At 70.6% G+C, this 25803-nt stretch carries 20 protein-coding genes; 5 read left to right on the forward strand and 15 right to left on the reverse strand.

What is annotated here, in order from left to right:
• The first annotated feature begins 5 nt into the window (after positions 1-5).
• Complete coding sequence (locus ABGB10_RS00710; RefSeq protein ID WP_347658840.1) at positions 6-233, forward strand: hypothetical protein; 228 nt, start codon at positions 6-8, stop codon at positions 231-233.
• Here ABGB10_RS00710 and ABGB10_RS00715 read toward each other — a convergent pair.
• The 9 genes from ABGB10_RS00715 to ABGB10_RS00755 form a co-directional block, all read right to left on the reverse strand.
• Positions 222-1565, reverse strand: coding sequence for an endo-1,4-beta-xylanase (locus ABGB10_RS00715; protein ID WP_347659225.1), 1344 nt, complete (start codon positions 1563-1565; stop codon positions 222-224). The two genes, ABGB10_RS00710 and ABGB10_RS00715, sit on opposite strands and share 12 nt — an antisense overlap.
• A 79-nt stretch (positions 1566-1644) precedes the next feature.
• Entirely contained in the window at positions 1645-2985 is a 1341-nt protein-coding gene (locus ABGB10_RS00720; RefSeq protein ID WP_347658841.1) for a PHB depolymerase family esterase, read from the reverse strand.
• Positions 2986-3271: 286 nt separating this feature from the next.
• Positions 3272-5410 carry an alpha-glucuronidase gene (locus ABGB10_RS00725; protein ID WP_347658842.1) on the reverse strand — a complete coding sequence of 713 codons (2139 nt, stop codon included), beginning with the start codon at positions 5408-5410 and terminating at the stop codon, positions 3272-3274.
• Positions 5407-7440 carry a beta-galactosidase gene (locus tag ABGB10_RS00730; protein WP_347658843.1) on the reverse strand — a complete coding sequence of 678 codons (2034 nt, stop codon included), beginning with the start codon at positions 7438-7440 and terminating at the stop codon, positions 5407-5409. Before ABGB10_RS00730 ends, ABGB10_RS00725 begins: the two co-directional genes overlap by 4 nt.
• Positions 7437-8126 carry a DUF624 domain-containing protein gene (locus ABGB10_RS00735; RefSeq protein WP_347658844.1) on the reverse strand — a complete coding sequence of 230 codons (690 nt, stop codon included), beginning with the start codon at positions 8124-8126 and terminating at the stop codon, positions 7437-7439. Before ABGB10_RS00735 ends, ABGB10_RS00730 begins: the two co-directional genes overlap by 4 nt.
• Before the next feature lie 152 nt (positions 8127-8278).
• Positions 8279-9916, reverse strand: a complete 1638-nt coding sequence (locus ABGB10_RS00740; RefSeq protein ID WP_347658845.1) for an extracellular solute-binding protein — start codon at positions 9914-9916, stop codon at positions 8279-8281.
• 51 nt (positions 9917-9967) lie between these two features.
• Positions 9968-10876, reverse strand: coding sequence for a carbohydrate ABC transporter permease (locus tag ABGB10_RS00745; protein ID WP_347658846.1), 909 nt, complete (start codon positions 10874-10876; stop codon positions 9968-9970).
• Positions 10873-11859 carry an ABC transporter permease subunit gene (locus ABGB10_RS00750; RefSeq protein WP_347658847.1) on the reverse strand — a complete coding sequence of 329 codons (987 nt, stop codon included), beginning with the start codon at positions 11857-11859 and terminating at the stop codon, positions 10873-10875. Before ABGB10_RS00750 ends, ABGB10_RS00745 begins: the two co-directional genes overlap by 4 nt.
• 9 nt (positions 11860-11868) lie before the next feature.
• On the reverse strand, positions 11869-14244 hold the full coding sequence (locus ABGB10_RS00755; RefSeq protein WP_347658848.1) for a glycoside hydrolase family 3 N-terminal domain-containing protein: 2376 nt from the start codon (positions 14242-14244) through the stop codon (positions 11869-11871).
• Positions 14245-14555: 311 nt separating this feature from the next.
• Between ABGB10_RS00755 and ABGB10_RS00760 the strand changes: the two genes are divergently transcribed.
• The 4 genes from ABGB10_RS00760 to ABGB10_RS00775 all read left to right on the forward strand — a co-directional run bounded on the left by ABGB10_RS00760 (position 14556) and on the right by ABGB10_RS00775 (position 18546).
• Entirely contained in the window at positions 14556-15593 is a 1038-nt protein-coding gene (locus ABGB10_RS00760; protein WP_347658849.1) for a LacI family DNA-binding transcriptional regulator, read from the forward strand.
• A gap of 21 nt (positions 15594-15614) precedes the next feature.
• Positions 15615-16622 carry an acetylxylan esterase gene (locus ABGB10_RS00765; RefSeq protein ID WP_347658850.1) on the forward strand — a complete coding sequence of 336 codons (1008 nt, stop codon included), beginning with the start codon at positions 15615-15617 and terminating at the stop codon, positions 16620-16622.
• Between the two features lie 158 nt (positions 16623-16780).
• Positions 16781-18076 carry a vanadium-dependent haloperoxidase gene (locus ABGB10_RS00770; protein ID WP_347658851.1) on the forward strand — a complete coding sequence of 432 codons (1296 nt, stop codon included), beginning with the start codon at positions 16781-16783 and terminating at the stop codon, positions 18074-18076.
• A 29-nt stretch (positions 18077-18105) separates the two neighbouring features.
• A complete protein-coding gene (locus ABGB10_RS00775) occupies positions 18106-18546 on the forward strand; it encodes a hypothetical protein (RefSeq protein ID WP_347658852.1) in 441 nt (146 codons plus the stop codon).
• Between the two features lie 31 nt (positions 18547-18577).
• Here the strand turns inward: ABGB10_RS00775 and ABGB10_RS00780 are convergent, their stop codons facing one another.
• The 6 genes from ABGB10_RS00780 to ABGB10_RS00805 all read right to left on the reverse strand — a co-directional run bounded on the left by ABGB10_RS00780 (position 18578) and on the right by ABGB10_RS00805 (position 25753).
• Complete coding sequence (locus ABGB10_RS00780; RefSeq protein WP_347658853.1) at positions 18578-18865, reverse strand: hypothetical protein; 288 nt, start codon at positions 18863-18865, stop codon at positions 18578-18580.
• An 86-nt stretch (positions 18866-18951) separates the two neighbouring features.
• Entirely contained in the window at positions 18952-19416 is a 465-nt protein-coding gene (locus ABGB10_RS00785) for a MaoC family dehydratase (RefSeq protein WP_347658854.1), read from the reverse strand.
• Positions 19417-19433: 17 nt separating this feature from the next.
• Positions 19434-20582 (reverse strand): acyl-CoA dehydrogenase family protein, encoded by a 1149-nt coding sequence (locus tag ABGB10_RS00790; protein WP_347658855.1) that lies wholly within the window; start codon positions 20580-20582, stop codon positions 19434-19436.
• Between the two features lie 46 nt (positions 20583-20628).
• Complete coding sequence (locus tag ABGB10_RS00795) at positions 20629-23415, reverse strand: AAA family ATPase (protein WP_347658856.1); 2787 nt, start codon at positions 23413-23415, stop codon at positions 20629-20631.
• 114 nt (positions 23416-23529) lie between these two features.
• Positions 23530-24141 (reverse strand): TetR/AcrR family transcriptional regulator, encoded by a 612-nt coding sequence (locus ABGB10_RS00800; RefSeq protein ID WP_347658857.1) that lies wholly within the window; start codon positions 24139-24141, stop codon positions 23530-23532.
• A gap of 325 nt (positions 24142-24466) precedes the next feature.
• Positions 24467-25753 (reverse strand): ABC transporter substrate-binding protein, encoded by a 1287-nt coding sequence (locus ABGB10_RS00805; protein WP_347658858.1) that lies wholly within the window; start codon positions 25751-25753, stop codon positions 24467-24469.
• Between the last annotated feature and the right edge of the window lie 50 nt (positions 25754-25803).

Here is a 25803-nt window from a genome sequence, read left to right on the forward strand (position 1 = left end):
CCGCGATGGAAGAGCTGTTCAACGACGAGTGGGCGCAGGAATCGGGCACCCACTCCATCCTCGACGTCTACCGGGTCCTCGACGATGGCGAACGGCCCGACTACGGCACGGTCGAGCCGGTGAGCGCCGCCGAGGCGCTGCGCCACGCCGGCACCGAGCGGCTCACCCGCCCCCTTTCCGGCCGGTGCGGAGGTTGGGGCCTCCGCACCGGCCGGTGGGCTTTACCGAGCTGAGCAGGTGGGGGTGAGGCTGCCGGCGGTGCCGTTGGCCTGGAATCCCCACTCGGTGAACTGGCCGGCGCCGACCTGGCCGTTGTAGGCGACGTTGGTCCAGTTCGTCGTGCCGGTGTTTCCGCTGCGGTTGGCGCTCCACGCGTTGGTGACCGTCGCGCCGGACGGCAGCGCGATCGTCACCGTCCACCCGTTGAGGGCCGACGAACCGGCGGTCACCCGCACGTTCGCCACGAAACCGCCGGTCCACTGGTTCACCGACACCGTCGCGGTGCAGCCGCCCGGCCCCGGCGGCGGGGTGGTGGGCGGGTCGGTCGGCGGGTCGGTCGGCGGGTCGGTGGGCGGGTCGGTGGGCGTGGTGCCGTTGTTCAACGCGGCGAGCACCGCGTCGTACGCCGGCTTCTTCGAGCCGTTGTTGTTGAACAGCAGCGGGGTCTGCGAAGCCCGCCACGAGTCACTGTCCCGGATGCCCCACACCGTGATGCCGTTGCACCGGGCCACGGCCAGGCAGTCCTCCACCACACTGCGGTAGGTGTTCGCGGACGCGCCCTGGATGTCCAGCTCGGTGATCTGTACGTCCACGCCGAGGGCGGCGAAGCTGGACAGGGTGGTGCGGAAGTTGCTCACGTACGGGGAGTCGTTGTTGAAGTGCGCCTGGAAACCGACGCAGTCGATCGGCACGCCACGCTGCTTGAAGTCCCGCACCATGTTGTAGACGCCCTGCGTCTTTGCATGGGTCCAGTTGTCGGTGTTGTAGTCGTTGTAGCAGAGCTTCGCGCCCGGGTCCGCGGCCCGCGCGGCGCGGAACGCCGCCTCGATCCAGTCGTTGCCGGTGCGCTGCAGGTTGGAGTCACGACGCGCGCCCGAACTGCCGTCGGCGAACGCCTCGTTCACCACGTCCCACGCCACGACCTGACCACGGAAGTGCGTCGCCACCTGCGTCACGTGGTTGAGCATCGCCGAGCGCAGCGCGCTGCCGCTCATGCTCTCCATCCAGCCGGGCTGCTGGGAATGCCACGCCAGCGTGTGACCACGCACGCTCATGCCGCGGCTGCGCGCGTGGTTGACGATCTGGTCCGCCGCCCCGTAGCTGAACTGACCCTGCTGCGGCTCGGTGGCGTTCATCTTCATCTCGTTCTCAGCCGTCACCATGTTGAACTCGCGGTTCAAAATCGTGGTGTACGCACTGTCGGAGAGCTTGAATCCGGCCACCGCCGTACCGAAGTAGCGACCCTTCTCAGCGGCGGACGCGCCCAGGGTCGTCCCGGCGGCGGCTGGCGCCGTCATGAACAGCGCCATGCCGGCGGCGAGCGCGCCCGCGGCGGTGAGCGCCATCGCGGCTCTCGATGCCGCCTTCCATCTGGCTCTTCTCATCTCGTGCGACTCCTTCTGTGGTGGTGGGTGGGAAGGAAAATCAGGACACCGAACAGGCGGCGCCGTTGAGGGCGAACGACGACGGTTTACCGGCGCCACCCTCGTGCGTGGCCTGGAAGCCGATCTCGACCGATGCGTTCGGAGCGATGGTGGAGTTGTAGGAGACGTTGCGGGCGGTGACCGCTCCGCTCGTCGGGGCGTACTGGGCGTTCCAGCCGCTGGTGATGCGCTGTCCGCCCGGCAGCGTGAAGGTCAACGCCCACCCGTTCACAGCGGCGGAGCCGGTGTTGGTGATGGTCACGCTCGCGGTGAGACCGGTGTTCCAGGCGTTGACCGTGTAGCCGACCCGGCACGCGCCCTCGGACGGCGGCGGGGTCGTCGGAGGCGGAGTGGTCGGGGGCGGGGTCGTCGGCGGTGGAGTGGTCGGCGGCGGCGTGGTAGGCGGTGGAGTCGTCGGTGGCGTGCTGCCGTCCAGCCCGAAGAAGCGGATCACCTGCGCGGCGTCGACCGGCAGGTTGTGCGTGACGCCCTGCATGCTGATCGCCTCGACCGGTGCCATCGGGCCGCTGCTGCCGTACCGGGTGCGGGTGTGACCGGACTGCGGGGAGTCGGTGTACGTCGGGGTCTGGCTCAGCCCGTGCACGTTGGTCCACTGCTTGACCTGCTCACCGAAGTTCGGGTAGCGCAGCGTCTCGTCGTTGGTGCCGTGCCAGATCTGCATCCGGGGCCGCGGGCCGCTGTAGCCCGGGTACGCCTCGCGGACCAGGTCTCCCCACTGCTGGGCGGTCCTGATGAGCTGCCCGTTCGCGCACTGGCTGTTCCATTCCGAGCTGCCGCCGGTGGCGAAGCAGGCGAACGGCACCCCGGCGAAGGACGCGCCGGCCGCGAAGACGTCCGGGTAGACGCCCAGCATGACGTTTGTCATCATCGCGCCGGACGAGGTGCCGGTCGCGAAGATCCGCGCGGGGTCGGCCGAGTAGCGCTGCTTCACGTAGTCGACCATCGACATGAGCCCGACCGGGTCGCTGCCGCCGCCACGGCGTAGCGCCTGGGGCGAGTACACGTCCCAGCACTTGCTGCTGCGCGTGGCCGACGGGTAGATCACGATGAACCCGTACCGGTCCGCGAGGGACGCGTACTGGGTGCCGGAGTGGAACGCCGGGCCCGTGCCGGTGCAGTAGTGCATGGCCAGGAGGATCGCCGGCCGGGACGCCACCCGGTCCGGGACGTAGAGGTGCATCTGCAGGTTGGTGGGGTTGGTGCCGAAGTTGGTCACCTGCGTCAGCGTCGCCGCCGACGCCGGTGCGGCGAACGTCAACGCGGCGGCGGCCAGTGTCACGGCCGCCATGACGACGCCAAGCATCCGGGTCTTCAGTGTCATCGTCGCGATCCCTTGCGAAAAAGGCGCGTGGAAGGGGACTTAAGTCGAGGACTGCCCTTCGCCCGACCTTGACCGCGGCTCGCGTGACCATGTCAGCTTCGATCGAGCTGCCTCGATTGTCAAGACTTCCGGAAACCTTTCGCCGCAACGGTTTCCGGGGTCACCTGCACACCAATCGGCATGGACAGGCACCACCGCCGCCGGCTGCGTGCGAGCAATTTCCGGCAAGTTCTCGGAACGTGTCGGACGTCCGGCGGGGAGACCCGGCCGGCCTCCCCTGTCCCGATCAGTAGATGTCCCGTCCCCGCTCGTCGGGCACTCCGGACTTGCGGTAGAAGTACGTGTTGATCTGGTCGCGCCACTCGGTGGCGCAGCGCACCTGCTCGTCGAGACGTTCGGCCACCCGCTCGTACACCGCCGGGTCGATCATCCCGTTCAGTGTCCGCCACCGACGTCGCATCACCGTCACCTCCTCGACACCGGCGAAGTGGGTGTCGTAGATGTGCTGGATGACTGTCGACCCGCTGTGCAGGACGTGTCCGTACGGCACGTGGTGGAAGAAGAGCAGCAACTCGTCCGGGCAGCTCTCCGGCGACTCGTACACCTGCGCCCAGTAGGGCGGGTACTGGCCGGTGAAGCCGGTGCCCGACGCACGGGTGCGGTCCACGCCCACGCCGTCGCGGTCGGCGAAGTGGTAGGTGCCCCACCGCGTGTACTCGTACCCGTCGACGCCGGGGCCGTAGTGGTCACCGGGGTTGACCATGAAGCCGACGCCCAGCGGGGCGGTGTACCGCTCGTAGGTGCGCCACGAGTCGTCCATGACCTCGTGCAGCGTCCGCCTCACCAGGTCCGGGTCGGCGGTCGCCGACGGCGGGAAGGTCAGCGTGATCCACTCGTCGAGGATCGCGGCGGTGTCCCGCCGGGGGTCCCAGGCCAGCCGGCCGAACGTGTACAGGTTGGCCTGCGCCAACGGGTGCCCGGTCCAGAAGAGGTCGTCGCCCACGTTGGCGACCGCGACCAGACCGCCGCCCGTGCCCGACTCGCCCGCCGCCACGTCGGCCACCGCCCGCCCGCCCGGACCCCACGGCGCGAACCGCAGCACCTCACCCCACCACGGGCCGAGGTGGCAGACGTGCCGCTGCTGGCCGGTGTACTCCTGGGTTACCTGCAACTCCACCGCGATCCGGGTGGCCGGCATCGCCGCGATCACCGGGGAGACCGGTTCACGCGTCTGGAAGTCCACCGGACCGAACTTCACCTGCACGACCACGTTGGTGCGGAAGCGGCCGTCGAGCGGGGCGAAATGGTCGTACGCGGCGCGCGCCCGGTCGGTGGACCGATCCCGCCAGTCCTGGCGGTGGTTGTAGACGAACGCCCGCCAGTGCACCACTCCCCCGAGCGGCGCCAGCGCCTCGGCCAGCACGTTCGCCCCGTCGGCGTGGTCACGCCCGTAGGTGAACGGGCCGGGTTGACCCTCCGAGTCGGCCTTCACCACGTAGCCGCCGAAGTCGGGGATGCGGTCGTACACGTTGCGGGTGGTCGCGGCCCACCAGGCCCGCACCCCCTCGTCCAGGGGATCGGCGGTCGACAGGCCACCGAGGACCACCGGCGCGGCGAAGGTGACCGACAGGTGCACCCGGATGTGGTACGGACGCAGCACGTCCGCGATCTCGGCGACGTCGCCGAGCCGGTCGGTGAGCAGCAGCGCCTCGGTCCGGGCGACGTTGACGTTGTTCACCGAGATCGCGTTCACACCGCTCGCCGCCAGCAGTCGCCCGTACTCCCGGATCCGGGCCAGGTCACCGCGCGGTCGGCCGTCCTGCCAGAAGATCGAGCCGCCCGCGTACCCCCGTTCGACCTGGCCCATCACCGGGTGCACGGCCACGTTGTCCCAGTGGTTCAGCATCCGCCGACGCAGCGCCGGCCGGTGCCGCTCCGGCGGGCGCTCGGCGTCGAAGGCCGCCGCACAGAGTCGGACCACGTGGAACAGCCCGTACAGCAGGCCGGCGGGTTCGTCGGCCAGCACCACGGTCACGTCGCCGTCCCGGGCCAGCAGGAATCCCTCGTCGCCGAGCGACTCCCCGTCGCCGATCTCGGCCAGCGCCGTCTCCCCCGCCGACCGCGCCGCCAGCACTGCCGAGTTGGGCAGCTCGTCGGCGCCGCGCAGGGCGAACACCAGGTCGACGTCGACGTCCCAGGAGGGGGAATGCCACACCCGCCCGCCGTAGCGTGCGCAGGCGCGCGAAACCTCGTGCAGCACGGTGTCGACGAGCAACCCGTCACCGTGGACGAGGACACGCCGCGCGCCGAGCGACCGGAACGCCTCCGGAGGCAGCCAGGCCGGGTGGACGCGTGGCTCGTTGGTCTCCATCGGATCGTCGACGAACATCAGTTGCTCCAGGTGGACCGACTCGTCGGCGTTCACCTGTCCTCCTTCAGCACGACGACGCCGTACGCCGGTAGGCGCAGGGTGGAGCCGGTCACGGCCCGGTCACCGGTGAGCAGGTCGACGCCACTGCTCCGGGCGGTCACCTCGACCGGGTCGGCGCGGTGGTTGAGCAGGAAGAGCAGTCGCGACCCGTCCGGCGCGACCCGGACGGCGGATTCCAGGTCCGGGACGTCCGGGTAGGGCCCGAGCACGTCGTGCCGGGCGAGCACCCGCCGGACCACCCAGGAGACCCCGGCCTGGTCCAGGTCGGCTGCCACGTACCAGCCGTCGCCGGCGCCGAAGGAGTTGCGGGTCACCGCCGGTGTGCCCGCGTAGAAGTCGGACCGGTAGGTGCCGACCACCTGCGCGCCCTGCGGAATCACCAGTTCGAACAGCAGCCGCGCCTCGACGTCGATCTGGTCGGCGCCGGCGCCGAGGCGCACCGGGTTGACCACCCCCGGCCCCCGTGCGTCCCACTCGTCCACCCGGACGCCCATCAGCTGCCCGAGCGGTCCCGGCACGTCCATCAGGAAGGCCTGGTCGTTCTCGTCCACCCGACCCGACAGGTAGGTGGTCAGGACCGACCCGCCGCGCGCCGCCACGTCCTCCAGGCGCTGCGCCAGGTCGCCCTTGAGCATGTGCAGGGCCGGCGCGACGACCACGGCGTAACCGGACAGGTCGGCGGTCACCGCGACGACGTCCAGGTCCACCCCGGCGTCCCAGAGCGCCCGGTGGTACGCGAGCACCACCTGCTGGTAGCGGACCAGTCGGGACGGGCCGTCGGAGATCTCCAACGCCCACCAGCTGTCCCAGTCGAAGAGCAGCGCCACCCGGGCCGGCGTCCGCGCGCCCAACGAGGCCGGGCCGAGGCGGTCCAGCTCGGCACCCAGCTCGGCGACCTCACGGAACACCCGGGTGTCGGAGCGGCCGGCGTGGCCGATGACCGCGCCGTGGTATTTCTCGCTGGCACCCCGGGAGGCGCGCAGCTGGAAGAACAGCACCGCGTCGGCGCCGTGCGCCACCGCCTGCCAACTCCACAGCCGCATCAGGCCGGGCCGCTTCAGCGGGTTGACGTCGCGGCACGCGGTCACGCCCGGGGACTGTTCCATCAACCAGAACGGCTGGCCGTCCTTGAGCCCTCGCATCAGGTCGTGGGTCAGCGCCATCCGAGCCGCGGACTCGTCGTCCGGCGGGTAGTTGTCCCAGGAGGCGAAGTCCAGGTGCGCCGCCCAGCGGTGGTAGTCGATCGGTCGGTACATGCCCATGAAGTTGGTCGTCACCGGCAGGGTGGGGCTGGACTCCCGGATGGCGGCCTTCTCGTCGTGGAAGTTGGTCAGCATGGCGTCGGAGGAGAACCGCAGGTAGTCCAGGGTGATGCCCTGGAACGCGGTGTGGTCCGGGCCGCGCCAGTGCTCGGTCAGTGCCGACGGTGGCTCGATCTGGTCCCAGTCGGTGAAGGTGTGCGACCAGAAGGTCGTGTACCAGGCCGCGTTCAGGTCGTCGAGGGTGCCGTACCGGTTGCGCAGCCAGCTCCGGAAGCCGGCCGCGCACAGCTCGCAGTAGCAGGCGCCGCCGTACTCGTTGCCCACGTGCCACGCGACGACCGCCGGGGTGTCGGCGTAGCGGCGGGCGACCCGGCGGGCCAGCTCGACCGAGAGCCGGCGGAAGACCGGGGAGCTGGGGCAGGAGTTGTGTCGCTGGCCGAACCGGTGCTTGCGACCCTCGAAGTCGGTGCGGGTCACCTCCGGGTACGCCTTAGCCAACCACGCCGGGTGGGCTCCGGTGCCGGTCGCCAGGCAGATTCCGCGCCCCTCGGCCGCGACCCGCTCCACGATCCGGTCCAGCAGCGAGAAGTCGTACACCTCCTCGGCGGGCTGGGTGAGCGCCCAGTCGAACACGCCGAGGGTGACCAGGTCGATCCGGGCGCTGTCGAAGAGACGGTGGTCCTGTTTCCAGACGTCCTCGGGCCACTGCTCGGGGTTGTAGTCGCCCCCGAAGGGCACCTTGGCGGTGACGGGCAGGCTCATGCCGCGAACTCCTTCCGGATCAGGTCGACCATCGGGTCACCGACGCGCAGGAGCGCCAGGACCGCGACCGAGCCGAACATCGCCAGCACCGCCTCGGAGAAGACCGCGGTGACGCCGGTCGCCGCCGCCAGCAACAGCGCGGTGCCGAGGGTGACACCGGGGGTACGCACGAGGAAGTGCACGGCCAGCCGGAGCACGTCACGGGTGCGGAAGTCGAACAATGAGGTGATCACCAGGGCGTTGGCCGCGCAGAGTGTCACCCCCACGGCGAGCAGGAGCAGCGGCACCGTCCACCAGCCCGCAAGGCCGACCGCGTCGCGGTAGGCGAGGTTCATGGCGAGCACGGTCAGCCACAGCAGCGTCGGCACCCAGACGCGCAGGACGCCGGCCACGTTCGCCCGGTAACCGCGCCAGAACAGGGCGGTGGGGCGCAGGTCGGTGAGGTCGGTTCGCTGGTGACGCAGGGCGTACAGGGCGGCGGAGACCGCCGGGCCGACCGGTGTCAGGAACAGCGCGACCAGCGGCAGGTTGCTGGGGTCGCGGCCCAGCACCAGCAGCGGGAGCAGACCGGGCAGGGTGGTGAGGAGCAGGAGCAGCTCGACCACGAGCAGGATGTAGACGCGTGAGGTGATCCGCGACAGTGGTCCCTCGCCGAACTGTCGCCAGGTCTGGGCCGCGCCACTCACGGTCGCTCCTTCCGGTCGGAGACGGTGCCGCGCACCGCTGTCCTCTGGTCGTCCTGCCGGAGGGCGGGCGGGTCGCGCGCGTCGCACCGGGCCGGTGGTCGCCGGGAAGTCCGGTCGGGGGGTTGGGGCCGCCCGCCCGGACTCCCCGTTGATCAGCCGTTGTTCTTCTGGAAGCGCTCGTAGGCCTTGTTGACCAGGTCGATGTACTGCTCGGAGTTCTTGGCCTTCAACTCGGCCACGTACGCGTCCCACTCGGTGAGGGGCCGCTGGCCGAGGGCGAACTTCAGCGTGTTCTGGGTGACGAAGTCCTTCAGCGGGGTCTCCCAGAGCGACACCTGCTCGCGTTCCTCGTCGGTGAACGGGCGCGGCGGGGGGACCGCCCTCGGCGTGCGGGCGTCCATCACCTTCTGGAACTCCAACTCCTCCGGGGAGAAGAACCCACGCACCAGGTCGGGGGTGCCACCGTAGGCGAAGACGCCGTTCTGGAAGCCGAAGTCCTTCTGCAGGTGCTTGGGGGCCTTCGGGTTGAGGCCGAGGAAATCGACTCCGGGGTTGAGCGTGCGCTTACCGGTCGCGTCCTTGGTGAAGGTGGTGCCCTCGATGCCCCAGCGGGCGAACTCCAGGCCGGCGTCCGAATACCACAACCAGTCGACGAACTGCATCATGGCCACGAAGTTCTTGCTCTCCCGAGCCTTCGAGGAGATCATGATGCCGTTCTCCAGCCGGGGGAAGGGATTGACCTCGCCGGTGGGGCCCATCGGCAGCGGAATCTTGGCCATCTTGGCGTTCGGCAGAGTCTTGGCCAGGTCGGGCCGGTGGTTGTTGACGAGCGTCTGTGCGTTGCCGGTGACCACGAAGGACTTGCCGTTGGCGAGCTTCTGGCGTGCCTGGTCGTCGGTCTGGGTGAAGCTCTCCGGGTCGAGCAGTCCCTCGGCGACGAGCTTGTGCAGGTAGGTGACCACCTGCTTGTACTGCTCGGACGAGCCGGTGTAGGTGAACTTCTTCGCCGTCGGGTCCCAGGTGGCGTGCTGGAAGTCCCAGCCCGCGTAGGTGCCGTGGGACGAGCCGAGGATCCCCAGCAGGGCGCCGGTCGGGTTGGGCTTGCTGAAGAGGTCGGAGTACGGGTAGACGTTCGGGTACTTCGCCTTCATCGCCTTGAGCACCGTGTACAGGTCGTCCCAGGTCTTCGGGGTCGCCAGGTTGAGTTCCTGCATGATGTCGGTGCGCACCAGCACCGTGTAGTCCTGCGTGGGCTTCTCGTGCAGGCCGGGCAGCAGGTAGAACTTACCGTCGGCCTGCCGCAGGTTGTCGATCTCCGGCTTGAGGTTCCACTTGGTGATCTTTTCCTTGAGGTTGGGCATCAGATCCAGGTAGTCGCTCACCGGGAGGATGGCCCCGGAGGACACGAACGCGTCCTCCTGCGGGTGGTACGTCTTCGGGATGATCAGCGGGGCGTCCCCGGCGCCGATCAGCAGGCTGCGCTTCTGCTCGTAGTCACTGAGCGGGACCGCCACCGGCTCGATCTTGACGTTGGTCCGCTTGGTCAACTCGGACCAGAACAGCCAGTCCTCCTTGAGCGGATAGAACGTGTGGTTGTTGTAGAGGGTGGAGAAGGAGAGCGCCTCGGTGGCCTTGAACTGGTCGCCGACACCGTAGTCGGCCATCGCGCCGACCCGGTTCTCCGAGAGGTCCTTCGACTCGCCGGGGTCCTCGGAACAGGCGGTGCTGAGGGTGAGCGCGAGCAGACCCGCGGTGGCTATCGCCACGCGGCGCCACGTCTTGTGGAGCATGGCTCGTCCTTTCGGTGGTGGGGTTCGGTGGAAGCGGTGCGGTGGCCGACGTCATCCCTTGACGGCGCCGAGCATCACGCCGCGGACGAAGTACCGCTGGACGAAGGGGTACACCGCCAGGATGGGCAGGGTGGTGAGCACGATCGTCACGGCCTGGAGGGTGGCCGCGGCCTGGACCTTGTCGGCGTCGGCGGCGGCCGACTCGGCGCTCGTGGCGCCCGCGATGAGGTTGCGCAGGTAGACGGTCACCGGGAGCAGGTCCTGCTCGTCGATGTAGAGGAACGCGGTGAACCACGAGTTCCAGAAGGAGACCGCGTAGAAGAGCACCATCGTCGCGATGATCGCCTTCGACAGCGGCAGCACGATCCGCAACAGGATGCCGTACGTGTTCAGCCCGTCGACCGCCGCCGCCTCCTCCAACTCGGTCGGCAGGCTCTCGAAGAACGCCTTCATGACCAGCAGGTTGAAGACACTGATGGCGTTGGGGATCACCACGGCCCAGATGGTGTTCTTCATGCCCAGGCTGGTGACCAGCACGTAGTTGGGGATCAGACCGCCGGAGAAGAACATGGTGAACAGCGCGATGCCGACCAGGAGGCCACGCCCCTTGAGCTGCGGCTTCGACAACACGTACGCGTAACAGGTGGTCAGCACGATCGAGATGAGCGTGGCGACCACCGTGTAGACCACGGTGTTGCGGTAGTTCGTCCAGAACAGCGCGTCGGACATCAGCAGCTTGTACGCGGTCAGGTCGAACCCGCGCGGGACGATGCTCACCTTCCCGGCGATGATGTACGCCTCTTCGCTGAGCGAGCGGGCCACGATGTTGAGGAACGGGTACAGCGTCACGAACACGACGCCGAGCAGGACGATCGTGTTGACGACTCGGAAGATCCGGTAGCCGCGGCTGTCCACCGGGCCGCGCGTCTTCGGGGCGTCGCGCTTCGCGCCGAGGATCACCACAGGCTCGTCCCCACTGTGCGACGGGAGATGAGGTTCGCCGACAGGACCAGGACCAGCCCGATCACCGCCTCGAACAGACCGATGGCGGCGGCGTAGCTGAAGTTGCTGGACTGGAAACCCATCCGGAACAGGTAGGTGGAGATCACGTCCGCGGTCGGGTAGGTCAGCGGGTTGTAGAGCAGCAGGATCTTCTCGAACCCGACCGCCAGGAAACTGCCGATGTTGAGGATCAGCAGCGTCATCATGGTGGGCCGGATGCCGGGAAGGGTGACGTGCCAGGTCTGCCGCAGCCGGCCGGCGCCGTCGATCCGGGCGGCCTCGTACAGGTCCTCGTCGATGGTGGTGAGGGCGGCGAGGTAGAGGATCGTGCCCCACCCGACGGTCTGCCAGACCTCGGACGAGACGTAGATGGTGCGGAACCACCCCGGTTGCTGCAGGAACGCCACCGGATCACCGCCGAACAGGCCGACGATCTGGTTGGCCGTGCCCTCGATCGAGGTCAACTGCATGACCATCGCCGCCACGATCACGATCGACAGGAAGTGCGGCAGGTACGACACCGACTGCACGAACCGCTTGAACCGGCGGGCACGCACCTCGTTGAGCAGCAGCGCCAGCACGATCGGCAGCGGGAAGCAGAACAGCAGGGTCAGCGTCCCGAGCACCAGCGTGTTGGTGAACACCTCCCAGAACGTCGGGTCGGTGAGGAACATCCGGAAGTACCGCAGCCCGACCCAGTACTCACCGAAGATGTTGCCGCCCGGTTTGAAACGGCGGAAGGCGATGATGTTCCCGAGCATCGGCAGGTACCGGAAGACCAGGAAGAAGAGCAGCGGCAGGACCGCGAGCGAGTAGAGCTGCCAGTCCCGGCGAAGCGCCTGCCGCCAGGTCCGGCCGCGGCGCGGCGAGTGGGGGGCGGGGCTGGGAACCGCCGGCGAGCGCGGCGGCGCCGGCGGGGGTGGCCGCAACGTGGACGTCACCTCGGCCTCCTACACGGACTGCGGAACGGCCACGAGGGGCTCGATCCGCACCGACGTGAACAGTTCCCGCTGGTGACCTACCTGGCGCTCGGCACCGGTCAACCGCAGCGGCAGGCTCGCCACCACGTCGCCGCTCGACCGACCGAACCGCAGCTCGACGTCGCCGGGCTCGACGACGCGCCGACCGGACAGCCCGGTGAACGACGCGACGTCGGCCGGCACACCGAACGTCACGTGCGCCGACTCGCCGGGCGCCAACGGCAGTCGGGTGTACCCGATCAGCCGGACCACCGGGCGGGTGGTCTGTGCGACCGGGTCGTGCAGGTAGAGCTGCACGACCTCGGTGCCAGCCCGGTCACCGGTGTTGGCGACGGTGATCCGCACCCGTACCTCGCCGTCGACCGGCCAGACCGCCGGCTCGTCCCGCGCCTCGTCCGCCGCCTCGACGATCCTGGCGTCGGACCACTCGAAGGTGGTGTAGCTCAACCCGTGGCCGAACGGGTAGCTCGGTGTCGGGTCGATCGAGGAGACCTTGTTGCGCCGACCGAGCGGCGGCGCCAGGTAGGTGCTCGGCATTCCGCCCGCGTCGCGGGGCACGCTGACCGGCAACCGGCCGGACGGGTTGACCACGCCGGTGAGGACCTCGGCGAGCGCCTGCCCGCCGAGCTGGCCGAGGAAGAACGCCTGCACCACGCCCGCCGCGGCGTCGAACTCCGGCCCGAGCGCGTAGGGGCGGCCGGTCATCAGCACCAGGACGACCGGGGTACCGGTGGCGAGGACGGCCCGGACCAGGTCGGCCTGCACACCGGGCAGCCGCAGGTCGGCTGCGTCGCAGCCCTCACCCGAGGTGCCCCGGCCGAACATCCCCGCCCGGTCACCGACGGCGAGCACACACACGTCGGCGGCGGCTGCCGCGGCGACCGCGGCCGGGATGCCCGAGGTGTCCTCGCCGGTGATGGCGCAGCCGGGTTCGTGAGTGAGCAGCGGAACACGTCGGGCCAACTCGTCGCGCAGGGAAGGGATGTCGAGACCGAGCCCGAACTCGCTGTGGTGCACACCCACGTGGTTGGGGAACGAGTAGCAGCCGAGCAGGGCCATCGGATCGTCGGCGACCGGGCCGACCAGGGCCACCCGGTTGCCGACGGGCAGCGGGAGGACGCCGGTGTTGCGCAGCAGGACGACGGCTTGCCGGGCGAGGCGTACGGCGACGTCCTGGCTGACGTCGTCGTCGAACCGCAGAGCCGCCACGTCGTCGGGCAGTTCCTGCCAACCCTCGTCGAGCAGACCGACCTCGATCTTCTGGATCAGCACCCGGCGCAGCGCGCAGTCGATCAGCGCCTCGTCCACCTCTCCACGACGCACCGCCTCCACCAGCGGCGCACCGAAGGTGTCCACAGTGGGCAACTCGACGTCGATCCCGGCTCGCAGGGCAAGCCGGGCGGCGTCGGCGGCGCCGTCGGCGACACCGTGCAGGGTCTCCAGAAAGCGTACGGAGAAGTAGTCGGCGACCACGGTGCCGGTGAAGCCCCACTCGTCGCGCAGCAACCTGGTCAGCAATCCGGGGTCGGCGGCCACGGGCAGACCGTCGATCTCCGCGTAGGAGTTCATCACCGAGCGGGCACCGCCGTGGCGCAGCGCCATCTCGAACGGCGGCAGGATGACGTCGGCCAACTCCCGAGGGCCCATCGGCACCGGCGCGAGGTTGCGTCCGCCACGGGAGGCCGAGTAGCCGGCGAAGTGTTTCAGCGTGGCCACCACACCGGCCCGCTCCAGGCCCCGCACGTACGCGGCACCTGTCGTCCCCACCAGGTAGGGGTCCTCGCCGATCGTCTCCTCGGTGCGGCCCCAGCGGTAGTCGCGGGTGACGTCCAGGACCGGGGCGAGGCCCTGGTGCACACCGGCGGCGCGCATGGAGCGCCCGATCCGGTCGGCCATCGCCTCGACCAGTTCGGGATCGAAGGACGCGCCCCAGCTCAGCGGCGTCGGGTAGACGGTGGCCCGCCACGCCGCGAACCCGGTGAGGCATTCCTCGTGCACCTGCGCCGGGATGCCGAACCGGCTGGCGGCGACGATCTGCGCCTGCGAGGCGGCCAGCGACCGGGCGCCCAGCACGGGATCGACCGGCGCGGTGCCGAACGGGCGGGTGAGCTGGCCCAACCCGTACCGGATGACACTGCTCCACTGCGGCGTCTCACTGATCATGTCGGACTGGTGGGGCGCCACGCCCTCGCCGGTGGCGTCGGCGCCGACCCAGACCCCGACGAGCTGGGCGACCTTCTCCTCCAGCGACATCATCGGCACGAGCGCCTCGGCCCGCTCGGTCGGCGAGAGCCGCGAATCGCGCCACGGCGCGGCGTCGCTGTCCCCGGGCAACTGACTTCTCATGCCAAGACCCCTCAGCTCCGGCCACATCACCTCGCGGAGCCAGGTTCGTAGCCGACGTTTCCCACGATCCGAAACTTTCCGGAATCCCGCGTAACCTTTTCGGCAACCTAAGTGCCCCATCGATGAGTGTCAAGGGCTCGCACGGACCTTCGGCGATCATTGCCGGCACGCCGTGACCCATCCCGAGCGCACCGCCCGCCCGCGAGCCGGAGAGCGAACCGGGTAGGTCCACGCGGCGTCAGCATCGACTGGCGGGAATGGCTGATCGTGTTAGGGTCTGCCGAAACTTTCGGATGTTGCGTGAGGCTGCGATGACGGAGCACCGCCCACTCGACCCACCCGCCTCCACCACCATCGCGACCATCGCCAACGACGTCGGCGTCTCGGTCGCGACGGTGTCCAAGGTCCTCAACGGACGCGGTGACGTCGCTCCCGGCACCAGAGCCCGGGTGGAGGCGAGCCTCGACCGCCACCAGTACCAACGCCGCGCCCGGCGGCCCTCGACCGGCAGTGGGCGCATCGAACTCGTGTTCCACGAGTTCGACACCGGATGGGCGATGGAGATCCTGCGCGGCGTGGAGGCGGCGACCACCGCGGCCCGCGTCGGGTTGTCGGTCGCCCAACTCGACGGCGCGCACCGCCCGCCGGCCCGATGGCTGGAGGCGCTGCTCGCCGACCGACCCCTGGGTGTGGTGTTCGTCCTCTCCCACCTGGCCGAGGCCCAACAACAGCACCTGCGACGCCAGGGCATACCGTTCGTCGTCGTCGACACCGACAGCGCGACCTCGGCCTCCGTGCCCACCGTCGGCTCGAACAACTGGAACGGCGGCCTGCTCGCCGCCCGGCACCTCCTGGACCTCGGGCACCGGAGGATCGCCGTCATCTCCGGGCCGCCTGACGTGCTGTGCAGCCGCGCCCGGGCCGCCGGCTTCCAGTCGGCCCACGAGGAGGCCGGGATGGTGGTCGACCGCGAGCTGGTCCGCTACGGCGGCTTCTCCGCTGGTGCCGGGCACGCCCACGGGCTCCAACTGCTCCGCCGACCGGACCGGCCCACGGCGATCTTCGCCGGCTCGGACATCCAGGCCATGGGGGTGCTCCGGGCCGCCCGCCAGTGCGGCCTCCGCGTGCCCGAGGACCTTTCGGTGATCGGGTACGACAATCTGCCGGTCTCCGCCTGGACCGACCCGGCCCTCACCACGATCAACCAGCCGTTGCGCGACATGGCCGGCATCGCCACCCAGATGTTGCTCGACATGGCCAAGGGCAACGAGCCGGCGACCAGCCGGATCGACCTGGTGACCGAGTTGGTCGTCCGGGAGAGCACCGCACCACCCCCCGACCCGCACTGACCCCGGCCCCTGCGAGGACCCGTGCCCTACTCCGCCTTCACTCTCGACGAACTCCAGCGGTACGCCCCGGACGTCGCCGAGCCCGACGACTTCGACCAGTTCTGGCGGGACACGCTCGCCGAGGTGGCGGCCCGACCGGTGCTCGTCGACGTCCGTCCGGAGCCCACCAAGCTCCGGCTGCTCGACTCCTGGGACGTCACCTTCACCGGCTTCGGCGGCGACCACGTGCGGGCCTGGTACACCCGCCCGGCCGGCGTTCGAGAGTCACTGCCGGCCGTGGTCGAGTACGCCGGCTACGGTCGCGGCCGGGGCCTGCCGCACGAGCGGCTGACCTGGCCGGTGGCCGGGTACGCGCACCTGTTGATGGACAACCGCGGCCAGGCGGGGCAGTACGGCGCCGGGGACACCCCCGACCCGCACGGCGCGCCCGGCGGGCCTTCGCCGGTCACCTGGGGAATCCTCGATCCGCGTGACTACCACTACCGCCGCCTGATCACCGACGCGGTCAGAGCCGTCGAGGCGGTCCGCGCCCTGCCGGGGGTCGACGGCGACCGGGTCAGCGTGGTCGGCAACAGCCAGGGCGGCGGCCTCGCCCTGGCGGTGGCCGGCCTCGTGGACGACCTCGACGCGGTGCTGACCACCGCGCCGTTCCTCTGTGACATGCGACGCGCCGTCCAGGTCAGCGAACCCGCGCCGTACGGTGAGATCGCGCGTTACCTGGCCGTGCACCGGGAGGCCGAGGAGGCGGTGTGGCACACGCTGTCCTATGTCGACGGTGTGAACTTCGCGCGCCGGGCGACCGCGCCGGCGCACTTCGGGGTCGGCCGACGCGACACCGTCTGTCCGCCGCGAACCGCCTTCGCCGCCTACAACCACTACGGCGCCGCGAACGGGCGACCGGTCCCGCCGGAGCGGGAGATCCACGTCTACCCGTTCAACGGTCACGAAGGCGGCGAGGCGGTCCACGTCCGACGTCAGCTGCGCTGGCTCGACTCGGTACTCCACCCAGCTCACGCATCCGCGGTGTAACCGCCGCCCGACGAGCACCGGATCGGGCGTAGACGCAGGAGCCGACCGGACGGGCATCCATCAAGGCTCACCAATGTTATTTTCGATCGTCATCGATTTCACTTCGTACGCCGCCTGCGTTCGACAGCCAACATCGACATCCGACCGACGGGGAGATCATGACGAGCCGTAAGCAATCACGTCGCGTGATCTGGTCACGCATCATTTCCGCAACCATCGCGCTCGGCACGCTGGTCGCCTCCACGATGACCGGGCCGGCGCCCGCAGCTGCGGTCTCCGGCACCGGCCGCGCCAATCCGGTGGTCACCTGGGACCTGAATGCCCAGACGGCAATCTGGGATGTCGCGGCCCAGCAACCGAACGAGCAGGTGCGCAGTTTCGCAATGGTGAACGGGGCCGTCTACGACGCGCTGAACGCGATCGCCGGCACCCCGTACCAGCCGTACCTCACCGCACCGCCGTCGAGCGGGACCGAGTCGGTGGACGCTGCCGTCGCCACCGCCGCCCATGACGTGCTCGCTGCTCTCTTCCCCGATCAGCGGGAGCGGCTTCGGGCACAGTACGACGCGGCTCTCGCCACGATTCGCGACGGGCGGTCGAAGCAGGGCGGCATCAGGATCGGGGCTCAAGCCGCGGCCGCGATGGTCACCGCACGGCAGGACGACGGCGCGTTCGGGGACCAGCAGTGGAGCCAAGGGACAAGGCCCGGCCAGTGGCGACCCACGCCGCCGCTGAACCTGTCCCAGGGCGCATGGACCGGCCACATGCGGCCGTTCCTCATCCCCCGTGCGTCGATGTTCCGCGCACCCGAGCCGCCGCGACTGACCAGCAGCGCCTACACCCGCGACCTCAACGAGGTGAAGGAGGTCGGCTCGGCGACGAGCACGGTGCGCACGCAGGACCAGACGGAGGCCGCGCTCTGGTGGCACGACCGGCGATCCGGCTCCTGGGAGATCAAGCGACAGCTCGCCACCACCCAACAGCTGGACGCCCTGCAGACCGCGCGTTTCTTCGCGATGACCGACCTCATCGTGGCCGACTCAGGCGTGGCGTGCTTCAGCCAGAAGGACTTCTGGAGCTACTGGCGTCCGGTCACCGCGATCCAGCAGGCCGACACGGACGGTAACCCGAGGACGGCCGCCGACCCAGGCTGGCAGTCGCTGCTCGTCACGCCGCCCTTCCCCGAGTACCCCTCCGGCCACGCCTGCGGCACCGGTGCGCGCATGTCGCTGTACCGACACTTCTTCGGCCGAGACGACGTCACGTTCAGCGGGTCCAGCGTCGACTCCGGCACGACCCGGCAGTTCACCAGCTTTTCGCAAGCGCTCGACGAGCTCATCGCCGCGCGCGTCTGGGGCGGCGTCCACTTCCGCACTGCTGACGTCGAGGGGGCGAAACTCGGCGAGGAGGTCTACCGCTACGCGGTCCGGCACTACTTCCGCCCCCTGACGTAGCCAACCAGTCGACGGGCTAGGTTGCTGGGATGAGTCTCCTCGATGACGTCGCGAGGCGTGACAGTTGGCGGTGCTGGGTGTGCGACGAGCCGGTCGACACCGACATGTCGGTGAACGACCCGCGTGGTCCCAGCGTCGACAGCCGCACCGCCGACAAGAAGGCCAAGGTCGCCGAGCGACTCGCGCACCGCGCCTGCAACACCCGCAAGGGCGCGGTCAAGGTGGTCATCGCCTGGCCGGACCGTCTGCACGTGGTGGAGCCCGCACCGCTGATCGCCGTCGCCGAGCGACTCGAACGCAAGGGCGGCCGCGAGCTGGTCGCCCGCTGTCCGAGCGAGAGGGACGCCCAGGAGACGGCCGACTGGCTGGTCGACCGGTTCTCCCGGCTGGTGCCCGGACTGCCGGTGACCGCAAGCGTCGACGCCGGCGGCGGACAATACCTCGTCGCCCTGGCCACCGGCCGTCGCTGACCGGTGGCGCCGGCGTCGATCAGCTTCCTGATCAGAAGGGGGGTGCGTCCTCGCCCATCAGGGCCAGCACGACGCCTCCCTTTCCGCTCTTGAGGCTCTGGACCACGACCTTGCCGGTGCTGCCGTCGGGAAGCTCCAACGTGAAGGTCTTCCCGACTGCGTTCTTGGGGCCGTTGCCGGCGCTGTTGGCAGGTCGGAAGTCTCCTGCCCAGGGCGGGATCCCACCCCTGCGGGCGGGCTCGGCGAAGAGGGCGGCGGTGCCGGGGGTCCTGGTGCCGTCCGAGGCAAGAAGCACTGAGGCGCTGCGATAGGTAGCCATATGCGGCAAGGCTATCCCGGACGGCGCTCGTTCGCGCCACGACACCTGCCCCCGTTTGGGATCGGTACCGGCGCACAGCTTCGCGGTCATCGACCCGCGTCGCGGTAGAGACGACTCACGGTCTCGGCGACGCACACGGGCTTGCCACCGCTGTCGCTCTCCACGGTGACCGTCATGACCAACTGCACGCCACCGCTCACCGGCGACACCTCGGCGATGGTGGCGGTGGCCCGCACGGCGGCGCCGACCCGGGCCGGCGCGGGGAAGCGCACCCGGTTCAGCCCGTAGTTGACCCCCATCGTCACCCCGTCCACCCGGTAGAGCTGACCGGCCAGCGTCGGCAGCAGCGACAGGGTCAGGTACCCGTGGGCGATGGTGCCGCCGAACGGCCCCGCCGCGGCCCGGGCCGGGTCGAGGTGGATCCACTGGTGGTCGTCGGTGGCGTCGGCGAAGAGGTCGACGCGGCTCTGTTCGATGCGTAACCACGGCCCGGGCCCGAAGGTCTCGCCGACCGCGGCGGCCAACTCCTCGAACGAGCTGAAGACTCTCATGCCTGCTCTCCTTGCAGCTAGAAGGCGTTGACGCCGGTGAGCGCGCGTCCGATGAGGAGTTGCTGGATCTGGCTGGTGCCCTCGTAGAGGGTGGCGACCCGCGCGTCGCGCAGGTACTTGCCGACCGGGTACTCGTCGATGTAGCCGTACCCACCGAACACCTGGACCGCGTTGTTGGCGGCGCGGACCGCGGCCTCGCTGGCGAAGAGCTTGGCCATCGACGCCTCCGTGGCGAACGGCTGGTCGCGGTCGACCAGGTCGGCCACCTGCCACACCAGCAGCCGGGCGGCGGCGGTGTCCACCGCGATGGCGGCGAGCAACTGTTGGACGAGCTGGTGCCCGGCGATCGGCTTGCCGAACTGGGTCCGCTCCCCCGCGTAGCCGACCGCCGCGTCGAGGCAGCCCTGGGCGATGCCGACGCACCCGGCGGCCACCGACATCCGGCCCTTGGCGAGGGTGGCCAGGGCCAGGCGGAACCCGCCGCCCTCGGGGCCGAGGCGGGCCGCGTCGGGCACACGGACCTCGTCGAAGCGCAACTCGCCGGTGGCCTGGCCGCGCAGGCCCAGCTTGCCGTGGATCTCCCGTCGGGTCAGCCCGGGGCTGTCGGTGGGCACCAGGAACGCGGTGATGCCTCGGTGCCCGGGGCCGCCGGTGCGGGCGAAGACCAGCGCGACGTCGGCGGTGGTGCCGTTGGTGATGAACGTCTTCGTGCCGGTGAGCACCCAGTCGGCGCCGTCACGGACCGCGCGGGTCCGCAGTGCTGCCGCGTCCGAGCCGCTGTCCGGTTCGGTCAGCGCGAAGCAGCCGAGTGCGGTGCCGGCGCAGAGTCGGGGCAGCCACTCGGCCCGCTGCACGGCTGACCCGTGGGCGGCGATCGACTTCGCGACCAGGCCGAGCGAGACCGAGACGATGCCGCGCACGGCCGAGTCGCCCCGGCCCAGCTCCTCCAGGACCAGGCAGTACGCGAGGTGGTCGCCACCGGAGCCGCCCTCGGCCTCGGTGATGGTCAGCCCCAGGAAGCCCAGGTCACCCAGCATGCCGACGATGGCGGGGTCGACCGACTCGCGTCGGTCCCAGGTGGCCGCGTGCGGCAACAGCTCCCGGTCGGCGAACTCGGCGGCCAGTTGGCGGACCGCCGCCTGCTCGGCGGAGAGGGTGAGCTCCATGACCAATAAACTAGCGGTGATAGTTAATGCCGTCCAGACCGGACGGTCATCGGTCGGAGGCCAGCCCGACGTGCCGCTCGGTGGCGAACGCACGAGCCAACTCGGTACGCGAGCGGATGCCCAGCCGGTGGAACACGTTGCGCAGGTGGTGGTCGACCGTACGGGTGGACAGGAACATCCGGGCGGCGATCTCCCGGTTGGTGGCACCCTCCGCGACCAGCTCGGCGATCCGCAGTTGCTGCCCGGTCAGCAGTCGCGCCGCCGGCAGGTCCGGTGGGCCGACCGACTCACCGGCTGCCCGCAGCTCCGTGGTGGCCTGCTCGGCCCAGCGACCGACCCCGAGCAGCGTGAACATCTCGCGGGCCTGGTGCAGGTGCGTACGTGCGTCACGGGGGCGTCGGCTGCGGCGCAGCTCCTGACCGAAGAGCAGCTCGGTGCGTGCCCGCTCGAACGTGCCGGCCTCGGTCGGGTGCATCCGTAGCGCCCGCTGGAACTCCTGCTCGGCCTCGGGGCCGCCGCGAGGCGCGAGCAGCGCGTGGCACCGGGCGGACAGGGCCCGCCGCAACGGGCTCGCGGTGCTGCTGGCCCATCGGTCGAACACGGCGAGCGCCGCCGTCGCCGTCGGCCGGCAGGGCAGGTGCGCTGCCGCCTCCACCAGGTACGGAGTGGCCATCACCTGTACGAGCACCTGACCGCGCCCGGTACCGAGCCGGGCCAACGACGCCAACCGGTCCGCGGCCTCGGCGTGTCGGCCGTCGACCAGGTCGAGCACCGCCAGGGCCCAACCGGCGAGCGCGTGCGGACGGCTGCCCGGCGTCGGCGCCTCGCCGATCTCGCGGATCCGCCGCAGGCTGGTGTCCCGGTCGGCCCGCACGGCGGCGAGCACGGCGAGCATGCCGAGGTGGACGTTGGCGCAGTTGACCTGACCGGTGGCCCGGGCGACGCGCAGCCCGTCGCGGGAGGTCTCCGCCGCCGCCTCGTGCCGACCCAACCAGTACTCGGCGACCGCCCGCAACTCCAGCGCCCGGGACAGCATGGACAGCTCGCCCCGCTCCCGGGCCACCGCGACGGCACGGTCGGCGAGTTGGTGTGCCGCGCCGTCCACCGCGACCACCAGGCCGGCTGCCGCGGCGCAGCTCAGCGCGGTGGGCGTCGACGCCGGCCCGGTCAGCCGGCCACCGAGCACGACGGCGCGACGCAGCGCGGGACCGGCCCGCTCGTGGTCACCCCGCAGGGTCGCCGCGACCCCGGCGACCAGACTGCCCATCAGCTCCAGGGCGGGAGGGTCGTCCGGCCGTCGCAACGCCGACGCCCGGCGGCCCACCTCGGCGTACCGGTACTGGTCTCCGGCGAAGCAGACCGCCTCGCCGGCTCGGACCAGCCCGGACAGTGCCCGCGCACGATCGGTCCCGGCCACCGCTGCGGCGGCGGTGAGCAACCGGGCCGACGCACGTGCCGCCGTGCCGCACCGCAGCTCGAGCTCACCGAGCAGCAGGTCGGCACGACCCCGGACGGCCGGGTCCGTGCACACGGGGCGGAGACGGTCGAGGAGGAGCCGAGCCACGTCGGGCTGTCCCCCGACCCAGGCGTACTGGGCGGCGGTCAGCAGCCGGGCGGCTGTCCGGGTTGGTTCGTCGCTGAGGTCGGCGGCCCAGCGCAGCGCTGCCGACGCGGTGGCCCAGCCGTCGGCGCCACCGACCGCCGCCTCCTCCAGCTCGTCGGCGAGGGCCGGGTCCGCGCCGGCCGCGGCGGCGGCGAGATGCATCGCCCGGCGCAGCCGCTGCCCGTCGGCGCCCAGCACCCCGGCGAGGAGTCGGTGCGCCGTGCGCCGTTGCGCGAGCGTCGCACCCGACGCGATCAGAGCGCGAACCAACGGTTGCGGGAACGTGACGCCCCGCGGCTCGACGCGGACCAGGCCGGCGACCTCCGCCGGGGCAAGCGCCTCGACCTCGGTGCCGGCGACAGCCGCCGCCCGGATCAGCGTGCCCGGCTCGCCGTCCTCGTCGAGTGCCGCGAGCAGCAGCACCCGCCGGGTGTCCGGCGGTAGTCGGTCCAGCCGGGCCCGGTACGCGCGGCCCAGCGCGCCGTCCGCCGGTGGCGCGGCGGGCAGCGGATCCTCCCCCCGCCACTGCCCCGGAGTGAGCACCTGGGCGAGATCCACCAGGGCCTGCGGGTTGCCGCCACCGACCACCGCGAGGGTGGCCGCGACCGGCGCGGTGGGGCACTCGGGCAGCCGGTCCGTGAGGATGGCGACGCTGTCGCGCGCGTCGAGCGGCCGGAGTCGGTGCGCCGGTATTCCGTCGACCATGGTGGTGACATCCGCGGTGAGCAGGACTGCGACCGGCAGGTGCCGCAGCCTGCGCGCCACGAAGGCCAGCACCTGCGCCGTCTGCGGATCGCCCCGGTCGACGTCGTCCATGATGACGAGCAACGGATGGTCCCCGGCGCCGGCGGCGAGCAACCCGAGCACCGCCATCGACAGCGTCAGTTGGCGGTCGGCCGGGCAGCTCTCCCCGGCCAGCGCGCGCCGCAGCAGCTGGCGCTGCTCGTCCGCCAGTGCGGCCATCCGGTCGAGCACCGGGTCGAGCAGGCGTTGCAGGCCGGCGTACGGCAGGGCGGCCTCCTCGGCGAGCCCGTTCCCGGCGAGCACGGTGCAGCTCTGGGCGTACCGGTGGGCGTAACCGACCAGCGCGGTTCGGCCCGATCCGGGCTCCCCCTGCAACAGCAGGGCGCCGCCGCCGTCGGTCACCCCGTCGAGCAGGCGCCGGAGCGCTCGACATTCGTCGTCTCGCCCACGCAGCACGGTTAATTGCACTCTCGATGCAGTAACCATGCATGCCAGTGTCACTCATCGGAAACCGAATGGAAAGAGCTGCTCTCTGCTGCCGCGACAGGTCGACGCGGTCGAAGCCGGTGGGCCTCGTCGGAACGGTGTCGCCTGCCGGCGTCAGTCGGCCGCGACCTCGGCCAACAGGGCACCCACCGTCCGGGTCATCACCGCGCGAGCCTGGTCCACGCCGAGCCCGAGGCCGTAGCGCAGCATCGACCAGGCCGGCCACATGCTCGCCGCCACCAGGGCGTTGAGCAGTTGCTGCCGACCCCGACCAGCCTGGGCCAACTCGGCGGCGAAAAGCTCCTCGACCTCGTCGCGCACCCGGTCGATGTGCTTGAGGCGGTTGCGGTGCAGCTGTTCGGAGACCGGCTCCCGCATCTGCGCGGCCCGCGCCGACGGCGTGATGAGCTGGAGCAGCCGGGCCCGCTGCCGGCAGTACGCGTCGACCCGCTTCGCCAGCGGCAACCCGGTCGGCACCGGCCGGAAGGCGGCGTCCTGTTGGCGGAGCACCTCCGCGCCGCTCGCCTCGAAGAGCGTCTCCATGTCCTTGAAGTTGGTCCACAGCGTCCGCAGCGAGATGCCGGCCCGTTCGGCGATGCGCTCCCCCGTCGGGCGCAGGTCACCCTCACCGATGAGTGCGAGATGCGCCTCGACGATGGCCGCACGGGTGCGCTCGGCCCGGGCGGTGCGCCCGTCGACCCGACTCGCCACCTCGACCCCGTCCATCCGCCCCCGCCTCCTCACCGCCACGGCGCCCCCTGACGCACCGCCGAGTCTAGACAGGCGGTGATCAGCTGTTCCGGGCCGACCGTCGGCACGGTCATCCGGCCCGGCCGGTCAGCGAGACGCCGCCGTCGGCGGCTCGCGCCGGTGACGATGGCGACACGGTCCACGAGCCGGGTCGTATATGCATTCACAGTGCAGATAGTAGGAGGGCGGATCGGTGGTGGTCAACGCCCCGGAACGATGGGTCGGAAGGAGTGGGCACAGCCGTCCGACCGGGCATGGTCACGCGCGACCACGCCCGGTCGGGCGGCTGTTGTCCGGGTCGTCAGGAGCCGGTCGGCACCCCGTTCGCCGGCGGCGCTGCCGGCGGGGCGGTGTACTCGTTGACCGCCCCGTCCGCCTCGTCGGTCTCGTACGCCGGCCCGAAGTAGCTTTGCACTCCCCCGCTCACCCGGCTCAGCCGCTGCCCGCCGTACCCGGAGTGGTCCTTGTCGGAGAAGCGCAGCGGCACGAGGCCGGGGCCCTGGAAGCCACCCTTTTGCACGGCCTCGATCACCTTCTCGCGGGTGAGGTCCTTGCCGGCGGCGAGCAACGTCTGCACGAAGAGGTAGCCGACGGACATGCCGTAGACGGTGTTGCCGTCGAACGGCGCGTCCCCGTTGTGCTCCTTGTTGACCTTCGTGAAGAGCTGGATCCACGGGTTGGCCGTGTCGTTCTGCATCGGCAGGTAGTTGGTACCGACCATGCCCTCCAGGATCGGGGCGGAGGCGCCGAGCTGCTTGGCCAGCGTCGGGTGGTCGGCCCCGACGTTGGAGACCAGCCACTGCGCCTTGAAGCCCAGCCGCGCGGCGGTGCCGATCGACAGCGCGGTGAAGCCGGGCACGGTGGCGAGCACGACGACCTTGCACTCGGCCGCCTTGAACGCGCCGATCTGCGGCGCGACGTTGGTGTTGCTGGTGACGTACGTCTGCTTGACCGCCACGGCACCCGCGCCGAGCACCTTCTCCACACCGGCCAGGCTGTCCCGGCCGAAGTCGTCGTCCTGACCGAGGAAGCACACCTTCTGCCCGGCCAGGTTCTCCTTCGCGTAGTTGGCGAGGATCTTGCCCTCGACCGTGTAATCCGGGTTGAACCCGAACGTGCCGGGATACTTGTCCGGCTGGTCCCAGCTACGGCTGCCGGAGGCGACGAACAGGTCGGGCACCCGGTTGCTCTTGAGGAAGTCGAGCACGCCGGTGTGTGTCGGCGTCCCGAGGCCGTTGAGGATGGCGAAGACCTTGTCCTGCAGGACGAGCTGACGGACCACCTGCTGGGTGTTCGCCGGGTTGTAGCCGTCGTCCATGATCTTGTAGGTGATCTTCCGGCCGTGCACACCGCCGTTGGCGTTGACGTAGTCGAAGTACGCCTTCGTCGCCGGGGCGATCTTCGAGTAGCCGGCCGAGGCCGGCCCGGTGAGCGGCATGTGCGTGCCGACGACGACCTCGGTGTCGGTGACGCCCGGCACCGATGCTCCCCCGGGACCGGAGCCGTCGTCACCGCTGCAACCAGCGGCGGCGGCCAACAGGGCGATGGTGCTGGCGATCGCGAGACCACGTTGTGCCAAACGGTGCATGGAGAACACCGACCTTTCTCGGTCCGGTTTGCGGGGACGGTGTGGGTGGT

Source organism: Micromonospora sp. B9E7, from assembly GCF_039871815.1.
GTDB lineage: Bacteria > Actinomycetota > Actinomycetes > Mycobacteriales > Micromonosporaceae > Micromonospora.